We start from the raw sequence: 13,449 nt of genomic DNA, 5'->3' as shown, positions 1-13,449 counted from the left end.
TTTCCCTTATTTTCTCTAAAAAAACAACAAAAAAAGGACCACGTCATTCGTTCAGCAATTGCTGAACGCACGTGGTCCCTCCCGATCTCCAGACATCATTTTTTAACTTGTAACATAATCCTATCACAGATTTTCGGCGGCGTGAAGGCCTGATTTGACACAATATTCAAAAACAATTCAAAAAGTTTTTTTAGCACAAGGATGTATTTTCAAAGCAACCCACTAAATTTTTATTTTTCCTTATTGTGGGCAAACCCTTCATGCATAACAGGAATATAATCCCTGTAAATCATACATCTTTTTCCACCAATAAATCTCATTAATAACATATATTTAACGAAAAAGTACAAATGACCATTTGTTGTAATAGAGAAAAGTTCTCCTCTGTCCCTTGTCTTCCAACCGTATAACGGGCTTTATTTGAAAGCCATCGCAGCCTTCACTGCTCGCTGCCAGCCGGAATACAACTGCTGCCGCTCATCGTCCGCCATCACCGCTTCGAAGACACGCTCCGTATGATCATGATTGTTCAGTTCATCTGCCCCGGACCAGAATCCGACTGCCAAACCTGCCAGATACGCTGCCCCAAGTGCTGTTGTTTCGTTCACCGATGGACGCTCTACCGGAATGCCCAGAATATCGCTTTGGAACTGCATCAGAAAATCATTTGCTGCAGCACCACCGTCCACCCGTAAAGTATGAACCGGATAGCCAGAATCCGTCACCATCGCTCCCAGTACATCCTTGGTCTGATAAGCCAGCGCCTCCAGTGCTGCACGGATAAAATGTTCCTTCGTTGTGCCGCGGGTAAGACCAAATATCGCTCCCTTCACATCACTGTCCCAATACGGGCTTCCGAGCCCGACAAAGGCTGGTACCATATAGACTCCATCCGTTGTCGGTACCCGCTTGGCATAGTCTTCGCTATCCTTGGAGGAACGAAGCATGCGCAGACCGTCCCGCAGCCACTGCAAAGCCGAGCCAGCCACGAAGATGCTGCCCTCCAGCGCATAATGAACCTTGCCGTCAACTCCCCAGGCAATCGTTGTAATCAGCCCATGGTCGGATTGCACAGGCACTTCTCCCGTGTTCATGAGCATGAAGCACCCGGTGCCATATGTATTTTTCATACTGCCCTTGGTATAACATCTTTGACCAAAGAGCGCAGCCTGCTGATCCCCTGCCGCCCCTGCAATCGGAACCCGGTGACCGAAGAAGTGATAGTCTGTCGTATGTGCGTATATTTCAGAGGAGCCACGTACTTCCGGCAGCATTGCCTTAGGGATATCCAGAATGCCCAGCAATTCATCATCCCACTGCAGATCGTAAATGTTGTATATCAATGTACGCGAGGCGTTGGATACGTCCGTCACATGTGTTCCACCGCTCAGTTTCCAGATCAGCCAGCTGTCAATCGTGCCAAACAGCAGCTCTCCCTTTTCGGCCCGTTCGCGGGCACCAGGCACATGATCCAGAATCCATTTCACTTTCGTGCCCGAGAAGTATGGATCGATCAGCAGACCTGTTTTCTGATGAAACAAGTCATCCAGCCCTTGCGTTTTCAACTCATCACAGATCGATGCTGTCTGTCTGGACTGCCATACCACCGCATTATAGATCGGTCTGCCCGTTTGCTTATCCCAGACGACTGCGGTTTCCCGTTGATTCGTGATGCCGATCCCTGCAATCTGTGCGGGCTTGATGCCGCTCTCAGCCAGACATGATGCCATAACCGCCAGAATAGAGCTCCAGATTTCGTTGGCGTTCTGCTCCACCCAGCCCGGCTTGGGAAAATACTGCGGAAACTCCTGTTGTGCGATGTGTACAATCTCGCCGCTGTGGTTAAAAAGTATTGCTCGGGAGCTTGTTGTGCCCTGATCCAGGGCCAGAATAAATTTTTCCATACGGAACCCTCCTGTACATACCATTATCATGTAAGCGATTTCTTGAAATGCTTGATCAAATCAGCATTGGATGTTGTTACTGCCGCTGCTCCAACCCCGAGCGCAAGCTCCACCTCTTCCGGTGTACGAATCAACCCGCCTGCAATAATCGGAATGCCCGTTCGCTCGGATACCTCCGCGATAATATGCGGGATCACCCCGGGTAATACCTCGATGTAGTCAGGCTGTGTTTTGGCAAGCAGCTGGTAGCTTTTCTCGAGTGCATGTGTGTCCAGCAGAAATACCCGCTGAATGGCCGTAATGCCTTTTTGCTTTGCTTTCTGGATGATGCTGGCCCGTGTAGAGATCAGTCCTGCCGGACGGATATGCTGACACAGATACTCTGCTGCGTATTCATCATTCTTCAGCCCCTGCACCAGATCGGCATGCAGCAGAATATTCTTCTCATACCGGCGCGCCCGCTCCATCATGCTCTGAAGCTGTGCAATGTGTGTCTCCAACATGACCCCGTAGGTATAAGGCCCTTCGATTATCGCTTCAAACTGCTTCATGCTCTTTGCAGCTGGCAAAATACGCTGTCCCTCAAATGGCACCTTCGTTCCCCCTGCATTCATCAGATGACTATATTGTATAATTCGTCACACATCAACGGCAAGCCACTTCGAACACAAATCGGGTAATGACAAAAGGACTGCTAACGCTCCTTTTCATGTGAAAAGTGCAGTAGCAGCCCATTTATGTCAGGCCTGAGGCCCCTTATTTCGTTTTTCATTTCTCGTTTCAGTTCTTTTTATGTCAGTTCGTTGATTACATCACGCCTGCGCATGCGGAAGCAGCGTCTCTGCCCCAGCCAAACCGGCACTGTCTGCCAGGTGACCGGAACGGCTTACTTTGGTTTGCAGATATTTCTCGTTGTACGCAGAGCGATCTCCCCACAGCGGAACACGTCCACCGACATTTAGCCCTGCTTCCTGCAAAGCAGCCAGTTTACGAGGGTTGTTCGTGATCAACGTCACCGGAGCCTGGCGAAGCGCACGCAGTACTGCAATCGCATCGTCATAATTACGAGCATCATCGGTGAAGCCGAGCTGCAGGTTCGCATCTACCGTATCCAGACCTTCCTCTTGCAAAATATAAGCCATCGCTTTGCTGAACAAGCCAATGCCACGTCCTTCATGATTCGCAAGATAGAACAACGCACCTGCGCCGTGTGCAGCAATCATCTTCATGGACTGCTCCAGCTGGTAGCCGCAGTCACAGCGCTTGCTGCCGAAAATATCACCCGTGTGACAGATGCTGTGCATACGAATGAGCGCATCCTGTGCTTCAGCGAAATCACCATACACCAGCACGCTGGATTGCTGGCGTTCGGCCAGCTCGGCATCTGCGAGGGAAGCGATCAGTTCGCCGCTCTCCATCGCTTTGTCCGATTTCAGCCAGCTGTACCACTGAAATGTGCGCGTCTCTCCATCCAGGTTAACCGGGAGCTTAATCGGTCCCACCAGATATATGAATTCTTTTCCACTCGGAAAAGTCTGAATTTTAGGGGCAAGCAGTTGAATAATATGTGAATTGATCATCGTTCGTTCCTCCTGTTAAGCCATGTTCTTCTCATAATATAATACATTCGTAGCCAATGTGATCTTGGATCACTGTTACAGCGGCCTCGAATACAGCAACCTCAAAGCAACCTTGTATGCCACCCTTTGCATAGCAATGGAACATATCTATATTTTTCTCACCATCATTAGTTACTTAATGTAAGTTAGTTTAGAATAAAAATTATAATGTGTCAAGTAACTTTTATTTTTTCAGTAACTACTGAAATTATGTTACGCAATGGACACAAAATTGTGTTTCAATCGCGGAATATTGGGTATGAGTTTAGAAACTGTTCATACACTATTCGTGTAGTCCAAACAGTCCAGCTGCCGTCCTTAATACTTCTTGCCTCAAACCTAATGATGAGGGGGTTATGCACATGATCCGCCGAAAAAGAACCTACTGGACAGCCATTATCATGGTCTGTGTCCTGCTGATCAGCGGATGCTCGTTCTGGCCGGGACAGGATGATTCAGTTTCCAGCAAAAAGGTGACGCTTACATTATGGTATTGGAACCGCTCCATTGATGATAAGCTCATTGCCAAGGCCAAGGAAAAGTTCCCGAATATTGAACTGACGGCGCAGAAGATTGGTGGAGATTTCAAAGCCAAGCTCAAAACCACCCTCGCCGCGCGCTCAGGTGAGCCGGACATTGTTGCCCTTAACGACTGGATTATGGAATTATTCCCAAGTGAAGATCGTTTCTATAATTTGTATGATCTTGGCGCGGGGGAGATCGAGGATCAGTATTTGCCTTGGAAATGGAAGCAGGGTGTGACACCAAGCGGACAGATGATTGGTTTTCCAATGGACACGGGACCGACAGCCCTCTTCTATCGCGCTGATCTTTTCAAACAAGCAGGTTTGCCATCCGAACCGGAGGAGGTTGCGCGTCAGATCAATAACTGGGATGCCTATGCTGCTGCCGGGGAACAGATCAAGGATAAGCTCGGTGGGAAGGTTTTTCTGACCGACAATATTGGAAGCGTTTACAACCAAGTACTCTCCCAAGCTGCCGAGCGCTACTTCCGTCCCGATGGCTCGTTCATCGGCATGGACTCCCCTGCTGTACGCAAAAGCTGGGATACAGCCGTTGCCTTCAAGGAAAAGGGACTGCTGGCTAATGCCGACGGCTGGACACCGGGCTGGAATGCGGCGATGAATAACGGAGAGATTGCTTCCTTCGTTGGCGCGGTCTGGATGAAGCAGGTGCTTCAGGAGGCAGCACCTGATACCTCCGGCCAGTGGCGTGTCACTCGTGCTCCGGGTGGAGACGGTAATAATGGCGGCTCCTTTCTCTCTATTTTGAAATCGAGCAAACATCCCAAGGAGGCCTTCGAGCTCATTCGCTGGCTGCAGAGTCCAGAGAATCAGCTCGAGCAATATAAGACAATTAATCTGTTCCCGTCCGCTCCAGGTGTGTTCGATGCACCAGTCATGAAAGAGAAGGAGCCTTTCTTCGGCGGGCAGGCAACGGGACCCGTATTTGCCGAATCGGCGCAGCATGTGCCGGATGCCTTTTTTGGCGAACGATATCCATCGGTACACAACATCATTACGCGGCGGCTGAACGATATTGCCAAACAAAACGCCGACCCGCAGCAGGTCTGGCCGGATACCGTGCACCGCGTTGAGCGGGAGCTGCAACGGTAAGGCAGGCGTTATGGTTTTATATGATGCTGTCCGCTCGTCGTTCCCATAATGGGCATTTGCTCTTATTGGTTTTCGCAGCCTCTACTTGTTTGGTTGGATTGGTTGGATTTCGTGATGTTGGATTTGCTGGATTTCGTGCTTTCAATGGGTTTCGCTGGTTCTACCAGGTTTCGTTGGTTCTATCGGCTTCCGTTCCGTTTCGTTTCGTTTCGTTTGATGTGCTTTCGTTATCCGCAAAGGAGGAATTGATATGGCTGTCACCGAACCTCGCATGTCGCCGGATTCCGGCCCATTCCAGCCCGATCTGGATCGGCATAAATCACTCTGGGCCCGCATATGGGAGCATCGTGCGCTTTATGCCGCCATCTCGCCTTTTTATATTCTGTTCGCTGTGTTCGGACTGTTTCCCATTGCCTTCTCGCTGTATCTGGCCTTCCACAAATGGGATGGCATCGGCGTAATGACCTATAACGGCTTGAACAATTTCAAATACATGCTCACAGACGCCGAATTCTGGCAAGCGGTGGGCAACACTTTTATGATCTGGATTTATTCGACCATTCCGATGCTTTTCTTTGCGCTAATTATCGCATTCCTGCTACATGCACCTTTCATCAAGTTTCGCACTTTATTCCGGGTCGGTTACTTTCTGCCAAACGTCACGTCTATTGTAGCGGTAGCGATCATCTTTGGTGCGCTGTTCGCTAACAATTACGGCTTTCTGAACTATCTGCTGCAATCGGTCGGCCTTCCGGTGGTCGAGTGGCTGAATGCACCATGGGGCATCAAGGTGGCCATATCCTCTATGGTCGTGTGGCGCTGGACGGGATATAACGCCATCATCTATCTGGCCGGATTGCAGAGCATCCCGCAGACTTTGTATGAAGCGGCCCGCATCGATGGCGCATCTGCGGTACAGTCCTTCTTTCGCATTACGATTCCTATGCTGCGTCCAGTCATCCTGTTCACGGTCATCACCTCCACCATTGGCGGCATGCAGCTGTTCACTGAACCGCAGGTGCTTGTAGGCAATGACGGCGGAGCCGGAGCGGCAGGTATGACGATTGTGCTGTACTTGTACCGCGAATCCTTCATCAACAATTACTTTGGCTACGGTGCTGCTGTTGGGTGGGGCATGTTCCTGATCATTGCCCTGTTCTCCATCGTGAACTGGAAGCTTGTTCAAGGCAAATCATCCTGATGTGACAAGGGGGGAGCGCTCATGGCGTCCAAACATCTCAAGTCGCTGGTGCTGTATACCGGCCTGATCGGTGGCATGCTCATATCCATGTTCCCGTTCTATTGGCTCATTGTTATGTCCACCCGAACAACGTCTGACATCTACAAGTTTCCGCCCCAGCTCTGGTTCGGCGGTGAACTGTGGAACAATATTACACGGGTGCTGCAGCAGATTGATTTCTGGGGAGCCTTTCTGAATACGTTGTTTGTATCAGGTGTCGTGACCCTTCTGGTGTTATTTTTTGATTCACTGGCGGGGTTTGCATTTGCGAAGTTCGAGTTTCCGGGCAAAAAATGGCTCTTCGTCCTGCTGCTCGCCACCATGATGGTGCCTTCCCAGCTGTCGCTGGTGCCTTCCTTCGTGCTGATGGCCACGTTCGGGTGGGTGGGTTCCTTCAAAGCCCTTATTATCCCGGGCATGGTCAACGCCTTCGGCATCTTCTGGATTCGCCAGTATGCGACGGAATCCATTCCGAGCGACCTGCTGGATGCCGGGCGAATCGACGGATGTAATTTCTTTCGCCTGTATTGGAATGTAGCCTTGCCGATTCTGCGGCCTGCGTTTGCTTTTCTCGGCGCATTCACCTTCATCGGAGTATGGAATGACTACCTGTGGCCGCTGATCGTACTGACGGATGCACGCAAGTATACGCTCCAGATCGCGTTGTCTCAATTAAACGGACTCTATAACACAGACTATGCCATGGTTATTGCAGGCACACTGCTTGCTGTCATTCCGCTCATCATTATGTTCCTGTTCATCAGCCGCCAGTTCATCTCGGATATTGCTGCTGGCGCGGTGAAGGATTAAGTCTGGTAAAGAAGAAGTTTGTGCCAACACGACGAGACTGAGTACAGGTGTGTGGGGATGGGATAATCGGCTTGGTGATACCTGAAGTGCAGAGGCGCGCGCGCGTGCGGCCTTGACCGTGCTTGCGGGGTACAGCAGGAAGAGGGCTACGCTTAACAGTTGATGTGTATTGCCCGGGCATGAGCGCTCAGCCTGTGCCCGGGCAATGCGAAGATACGGACAATCAGCCTGGGAATGCGCAATACGCGGGCACGGGCGATCAGCCTACTGATGATGCTCATCACCCTATTGCCAGCATCCGTTTCATGCCACAATGCCAGCAACCATGTTGCACTGCAGTTCTATCAATGCTATCGACACGCTAACGATTCCCACAAACCTTATTTGAGGGTTTTAACACAACTCTGAAATCTAACGATCACCAGAAGCCTTATTTGTGACTTTTCAGGCTAAAAGCAGCATAAAAACGGGATTTTCAGGTAAATAGTGTCTCTTGAGATCGTTAGAATCTGCAAGCTTGCTTTTTTCGCTAAATAGCGTCGCTGGGGATCGTTAGAGTTTGGGTATCATCTGCCGCATCCACCCTGGACTACGCAAATGACCAACTCATGCCGTTTTCCCCATTGAAGTTACAGCACAGCAGGCAGTGCAGGCAGGTAAGTAGTTAGATAGGTGAACATCGGTGAACAACGCAACTGAAGCAGCGAGCGACAGCAATGGTATGAGGCACGGTACTGTCCCGTAAGGGGCAATGCACAGCGCAGTAGCAACTACCAGTATGGCGGGACTGTGCAGTTCAGATCATGGTCCGAATGCACACCGAAGAAGTTGCTACCAAGATGGTTCAAATTTCACAACGTAGTATAGTAACCACCTATAGCATGCGGGAATTCACAGATAACCGGAACTCACAGCACCGCAGCAGCTAGCAGCATGCCCAAACGCAAAGCGCAGCAGCAACTAACAGCAGGACCCGAACGCACAACGTAGGAGTAACTCCAGCAGGGCGAGAACGCGCAGCGCGGCAATAACTTACAGCACCGCCGGAACATCTAGCACCGCACAGTGGTACTACCCAGCACTGGTTATACCCAGTGCTTCAGTAAGTTCAACCAACAGCACTGCCGTTTGGTCCGGCACGGCGCTGAGTCTTGCTCTATAATGAAGGCCCTTCCCATATCAGAGATGGAAAGGGCCTGTTCATTCGGGCTTTTTTCACAAACCCCCATTCAGTGTTCCTTTAGCGCTCGTTCTTATATTTGCTGAATGCGTTCTCGTCTGCCTGTACGTTCTCCAGATACACGATCTGCCCCGCCTCGTTCACACGTGCAATGTCGATGCCTGCCTTCGCATAAACTGTGCCATCTGCCGCTTGGCCGCATACTGCCCAGTTGGTCTGATAGCTGCCATCCGGCTGAAGCACCCACGCATCCCACAAATGTTTGATATCCTGGTTGTACTCATAGAAAGCCTTCATAAATCCCTCGAATCCATTGCGGCTGCTGCCATTCAGTACAATCTCGGCATCCGGCGTAAACAGGGAAAGCAGGTCCTGCATCGCCCGTTCGTCTGTGCGGGAAGCATCAAATAAACGGAAATAGTTATTTAACATCGTAATTGCTGCTGTTTCTAAGAGTGTGTCGGTGGCAGCGTTCGCAGCACGACCTGTGATGTTCGCTTCCACGCTTTCAGCGTTTGAAGTGTTCGTAGTACTCGTAGTATTGGTGGTGCTCGGAACATTGGTATGATTGTGCTTTCCAGTTGTTGCTGTTGCTGAATTTGTCATTGCTATTGCCTCCTGTTAATTTCATGCTGTCTGTCTTAAACGGCACATCTCATCGTGTAAAAAACATACCGCGCTTCATTTCGAATAATTTCGAACTAAATATCACGAGAAGAACTGTATCACACCTTTACACCGAATCGCAATATACAATTCGAAATTTTTCGAACATTGAAAGACGATGCCGAATGTGCTACCGTCTATAATATGAGAACTTTAAAAATACCTACTGCTTCGGAGATGAGTCTGACCAAGGTCTGCAATGCACTGGGTGACCCGGTACGTATGAAGATTGCACACTGTCTGGCGAGCTCGGGCGAGAAAAACTGCTCGGCTTTTGAAGTCGATCATATCTCCAAATCAACGTTGTCCCATCACATCAAACTGCTGCGTGAAGCTGGTATTATCCAGCCGCGAATTGAAGGTAAACACCATTTCTATTCACTCAGAAAGGATGAACTCAACACACGTTTCCCAGGTCTGGTCGATATGATTCTGCAAACAGGAGGTTTGGACTAATGGACAAGAAAGCAGTCAAAATTCTAATGAACACCTTCTGGAAAAGCGGCTGGAAGTCGCCCTGCGGCCCTTTCTCTGGCGAGGAATTTGAATATGCCAAAAGCAAAGGTATTATGTTCGATCCGATTACCATCACTCATGACGAGATTGTACAGCGCCTTCACAGCATGCATCAGGAACCTGCACTCAAGGAACAAGTGATCACTGCGTTTCTCCATAGTCTGTCCACCAAAAAAGTACACTTGCGCAGCGCATTAAGCAGCTGGGCTTTGACCAGAAATATGCCATTACATACCTTCAGCGAACGCCCGGCTCTACATGCCAACACAAGCGCCTGCGGAGACTGCAACTTTCTCCGTATCCAATCAGATGAAAATTACGTTGATGCCGACCTGAATGTGCTGAATTTTGAACGCTTCAAATGGGGCGGTGTGCGTCACGGCTGGCTGCTTTACTGCCTGATGGATCTCGAACTGCTGCTTCGGGAGCACAGCGACAGCAATAGTAACAACGTTTCCCCATTCGAAGTGACTGCGGAAGACCAAGCGATACTTGCACAGCTGCTGGAGGCTGCACAGACGGGAGATCCGAAAGACAGCGCCCGCTCTCTGGAGAAAAAGTGGAAGGCTTGTCTACCCTCCAGTAAACAGGAGCGCGATGCTCTGCTGGAAATCTGGGCTGCCGCCGGCATTCTGGTTCCTGGAGATAAACCAAGGAATCGCAAAGGTGGTTCGCATGACTTTGTTTTCGCGGCAACCTGGCAAGGGGATGACGGTTACCATGCCAGAAACGTGCTTGAATATTTTGGTCCCTATCTGCCTCAAACGAGTGACTAAACACCGACTGAAGCCTGCTCCTCAGCAGTTTGGTTACAATACTGACATCGACAGATTTCGAGGTAAACTCGTATAATAGGAGGAAATGGGATGATGGGAGTGAACCAAGCGAGTTTATGATATACATACTGGCTTTCATATTGTCTTTTGCTGTCGTGGTTCTGCTGATTCCGCCGCTGGGCCGGCTGGCGCACAGGTTGGATTTTGTGGACAAGCCCCGGGAAGACGTGGAGCGCAAGCTGCACAGGCAACCGATACCATTGACGGCGAGCTACGCGATATTTACTGGATTTTTCCTGACATACATTGCTCTGACAAAAGAACTGACTTGGGAAACGGCTGCACTGGTCGCAGGCGGCATGCTTCTTCTGACAATCGGTACGATTGATGACTGGTACAAAACCAAAGGGAAAGACTTTCCCGCTCTTCCTAAAATGATTATTCAGGTCTCTGCTGCAGTGCTCGTTTTCGCTTCTGGCATTGCGTTTACCGGCTTCGTGAATCCGTTCAATGCGGAATATGTACTGCTGCCGATCTGGCTGCAATTCATTCTGACGATCCTGTGGATATTCGGTGTAACGACCGTAATTAACTTCTCGGACGGCATGGATGGACTGGCTGGTGGCTTGTCTGCAATCTCGGCAATTACACTGTTTATTGTAGCCATAACGAAGGGACAGACCGATTCTGCACTCATGTCCATCACACTGGTCGGGGTAACACTGGGTTATCTAAAATACAACAAGGCTCCTGCCAAAGTATTTATGGGCGACGCAGGTGCTACATTCCTTGGCTTTATTCTGGCGGTGATCGCACTTGACGGTGCATTCAAACAAGCCACGATGCTGTCCATTTTCATTCCGATTCTGGCGCTCGGCGTACCGATCTTCGATAATATTTTCGTTGTGATCAAACGTTTCCTTCAAGGCAAAGCGATCTACCAGGCCGATGCAAGTCAGGCTCATTATCGCCTGCTGCGTGCCGGTCTGAACCACAAACAGGTCGTAGCCGTGCTTTATCTGGTCAGCACCTGTCTGTGCCTGTCCTCTATTATTTTGTTGTTAGTGGATATGTAAAAAAAAGCTTGTTCCACCAAGCGGTAAATACTTGCTCGTATGAAACAATAGAAATACCAAAAGCCACCTTCATGTTCAATGAGGGTGGCTTTCTTGCTTTCTTGTTCCTTATGATTTCACTGCTCCAGCCATTGCCCCGCCAACGATGAAGCGCTGCAATGCAACGTACAGCACCACCAGCGGCAGCGTAACAATGAGGATACCACACGCCAACAGCGGCCAGTTATTCATGTACTGCCCATAGAATGTGAACAGCCCTTTCGTTACTGGCTGGTAGTTCGGATCAGACAAATAAATGGTCGGTCCGATAATATCATTCCATACCCCGATCGCTGTCAAAATAATTCCCGTAGCCAGAATCGGCTTCATTAATGGAACGAGGATCGTGAACAAATACCTTGTGTACCCGCATCCGTCCATGGCAGCTGCCTCATCCAGCTCGCGTGATACCGATTTGATATAACCGACAAACATCAGAAACGCAATGCCCGTGCCCGTCGTTTTCAGCAATATATATCCCGTTTGGGTATTATACAGACCCAGTTGATTGATCAATGAGAACTGCGGAATCAGCGGATTCGGCAAATACATTGAGATCAGAAAGAAAATATAGATCAGTGTACTGAACTTCACATATCTGCGCGCAAGCGGAAATGCTGCAAATACGGATAAAATCAACGTCAACAGTGTAGACATGCCTGTATAGAGCACACTGTTCCACATATACTGCGAGAAGCTGCCCTTCGTCCACGCTTCAGCAAAGTTCTCCAGCCGAATGCCTTCCGTAAGCGCTACGGGATTCAGCAAATACTCTGTCTGTGTTTTCATCGACACATTAAACAGATAGAACAGAGGGAAGACGTATAACGCAAGCACCAACAGCACGATGATATAGCTGATTGTTCTCGACGTTCTGCTCTGCTTCATTATACTTCCACCTCTCTTCTGCGAAGATAGAACAAGGCAACCATAGAGATGGTAAACACAAACAGGAATTGAATCATCGCTACCGCAGAGGCCAGACCATAATCGGCTGTGCCGCTGCCAAATGCTGTTGCATAAACATCAAAAGCCAGCGTCGTTGTATTAAATTTACCGCCAGTGAGCACGTAGATAATATCAAAGGTTTGTAAAGCGCCGATGATAGACAACAGCATATTCACGGTAAAAGAAGGAGCTATCATCGGGAACGTAATGTTGGTGAATGCCTTCCATCCCGATGCACCGTCCATATATCCCGCCTCGTACAGATCACTCGGGATCGTTTGCAGACCTGCAAGAAAGATCGTCATGGAATAGCCCATGTACATCCAGATTTGTACGAAAATAATCAGCTCAAAGGCAATGCTGTAATCTCCGAAAAAGTTGGAGCTGGTGCCAAAAAAATTCAGAATCGACTGCGCCGGCCCGCCGAGCGGATTCGCTACGAGCTGCCAGATCAGTCCGGACACCGTTACTCCCAGCACGACAGGCAAAAAGAATACTGCACGATACAGCTTGTCGCCTCTTAGCTTTTTGTTAATCAGGATCGCCATAAACAGACCTACTGCGTTCTGGATGATGACTACTGCAAACGCAAAATACAAGGATCGCCCGATGGCATCCAGACGATCTCCTGCATTAGAGGCGCCGAAGAAGGTTTTATAATTTTCCAAGCCAACAAAGCTCCATGCCTGACCCCTCACACCTGTCGCATCCGTAAACGAAAAAAGCACGGTTACGAGAGACGGGCCAAAGCCGAATACGACATAAAGCAGCAGCGGAATGCTCAAATACAGATAAGGAATCAGCCGTGCCTTCCCTTTTCCAAACGGATACATCGTCCTCACACCTTTCATCGGGTAAAACTAAAAAACCGGAACAACAGCTTTGCTTGATCGAGGCTGGCCTGAAGGCTCTTACCCCAAGCGCTATTCCGGTTTATGTTACAGCTTGCATCAAGAAGCAGGACTTCATGTCATTTAAGAAAGACTGAATTTTTGATCATCGTAAGCTGTATGAACAGCTAGATAGATCGCACGCCTG

General features: G+C 49.4%; 12 protein-coding genes. 6 read left to right on the top strand and 6 right to left on the bottom strand.

Annotated features, from left to right (window positions below):
• Window positions 1-416 precede the first annotated feature (416 nt).
• The 3 genes from glpK to IEW26_RS23280 form a co-directional block, all read right to left on the bottom strand.
• Window positions 417-1,904 (bottom strand): glycerol kinase GlpK, encoded by a 1,488-nt coding sequence (gene glpK, locus IEW26_RS23290; protein ID WP_188594096.1) that lies wholly within the window; start codon window positions 1,902-1,904, stop codon window positions 417-419.
• A gap of 26 nt (window positions 1,905-1,930) precedes the next feature.
• Window positions 1,931-2,497 (bottom strand): glycerol-3-phosphate responsive antiterminator, encoded by a 567-nt coding sequence (locus IEW26_RS23285; protein ID WP_188594095.1) that lies wholly within the window; start codon window positions 2,495-2,497, stop codon window positions 1,931-1,933.
• A gap of 219 nt (window positions 2,498-2,716) precedes the next feature.
• A complete protein-coding gene (locus tag IEW26_RS23280; RefSeq protein WP_188594094.1) occupies window positions 2,717-3,484 on the bottom strand; it encodes a GTP cyclohydrolase II in 768 nt (255 codons plus the stop codon).
• Between the two features lie 401 nt (window positions 3,485-3,885).
• Here IEW26_RS23280 and IEW26_RS23275 point away from each other — a divergent pair, with 401 nt between their 5' ends.
• From IEW26_RS23275 to IEW26_RS23265, 3 genes are all read left to right on the top strand, one after another.
• Entirely contained in the window at window positions 3,886-5,160 is a 1,275-nt protein-coding gene (locus IEW26_RS23275) for an ABC transporter substrate-binding protein (RefSeq protein WP_188594093.1), read from the top strand.
• Window positions 5,161-5,410: 250 nt separating this feature from the next.
• The gene (locus tag IEW26_RS23270) at window positions 5,411-6,361 is read left to right on the top strand and encodes a carbohydrate ABC transporter permease (protein WP_373288539.1); all 951 of its coding nucleotides are present in this window, start codon (window positions 5,411-5,413) and stop codon (window positions 6,359-6,361) included.
• 21 nt (window positions 6,362-6,382) lie between these two features.
• Window positions 6,383-7,210: a carbohydrate ABC transporter permease gene (locus IEW26_RS23265; protein ID WP_111270667.1), complete on the top strand. Its 828-nt coding sequence runs from the start codon at window positions 6,383-6,385 to the stop codon at window positions 7,208-7,210.
• Window positions 7,211-8,450: 1,240 nt separating this feature from the next.
• Here the strand turns inward: IEW26_RS23265 and IEW26_RS23260 are convergent.
• A complete protein-coding gene (locus IEW26_RS23260) occupies window positions 8,451-8,996 on the bottom strand; it encodes a nuclear transport factor 2 family protein (protein WP_229729990.1) in 546 nt (181 codons plus the stop codon).
• Window positions 8,997-9,200: 204 nt separating this feature from the next.
• Between IEW26_RS23260 and IEW26_RS23255 the strand changes: the two genes are divergently transcribed.
• The 3 genes from IEW26_RS23255 to IEW26_RS23245 all read left to right on the top strand — a co-directional run bounded on the left by IEW26_RS23255 (window position 9,201) and on the right by IEW26_RS23245 (window position 11,424).
• Window positions 9,201-9,512 carry an ArsR/SmtB family transcription factor gene (locus IEW26_RS23255; protein WP_111270668.1) on the top strand — a complete coding sequence of 104 codons (312 nt, stop codon included), beginning with the start codon at window positions 9,201-9,203 and terminating at the stop codon, window positions 9,510-9,512.
• A complete protein-coding gene (locus IEW26_RS23250; RefSeq protein ID WP_188594092.1) occupies window positions 9,512-10,348 on the top strand; it encodes a hypothetical protein in 837 nt (278 codons plus the stop codon). The genes IEW26_RS23255 and IEW26_RS23250 overlap by 1 nt, the downstream gene beginning before the upstream one ends.
• A 116-nt stretch (window positions 10,349-10,464) precedes the next feature.
• On the top strand, window positions 10,465-11,424 hold the full coding sequence (locus IEW26_RS23245) for an MraY family glycosyltransferase (RefSeq protein ID WP_111270670.1): 960 nt from the start codon (window positions 10,465-10,467) through the stop codon (window positions 11,422-11,424).
• Window positions 11,425-11,532: 108 nt separating this feature from the next.
• Here the strand turns inward: IEW26_RS23245 and IEW26_RS23240 are convergent, their stop codons facing one another.
• Together IEW26_RS23240 and IEW26_RS23235 are read right to left on the bottom strand one after the other, a co-directional pair.
• Window positions 11,533-12,351: a carbohydrate ABC transporter permease gene (locus IEW26_RS23240; protein WP_145404623.1), complete on the bottom strand. Its 819-nt coding sequence runs from the start codon at window positions 12,349-12,351 to the stop codon at window positions 11,533-11,535.
• Window positions 12,351-13,244: a carbohydrate ABC transporter permease gene (locus tag IEW26_RS23235; protein ID WP_188594091.1), complete on the bottom strand. Its 894-nt coding sequence runs from the start codon at window positions 13,242-13,244 to the stop codon at window positions 12,351-12,353. The genes IEW26_RS23240 and IEW26_RS23235 overlap by 1 nt, the downstream gene beginning before the upstream one ends.
• Between the last annotated feature and the right edge of the window lie 205 nt (window positions 13,245-13,449).

The sequence above is a fragment of the Paenibacillus silvae genome (assembly GCF_014639235.1).
Classification (GTDB): Bacteria; Bacillota; Bacilli; order Paenibacillales; family Paenibacillaceae; genus Paenibacillus; species Paenibacillus silvae.
Note: the sequence above shows the minus strand (reverse complement) of the source record. Positions and strands in the feature narration are given on the sequence as shown.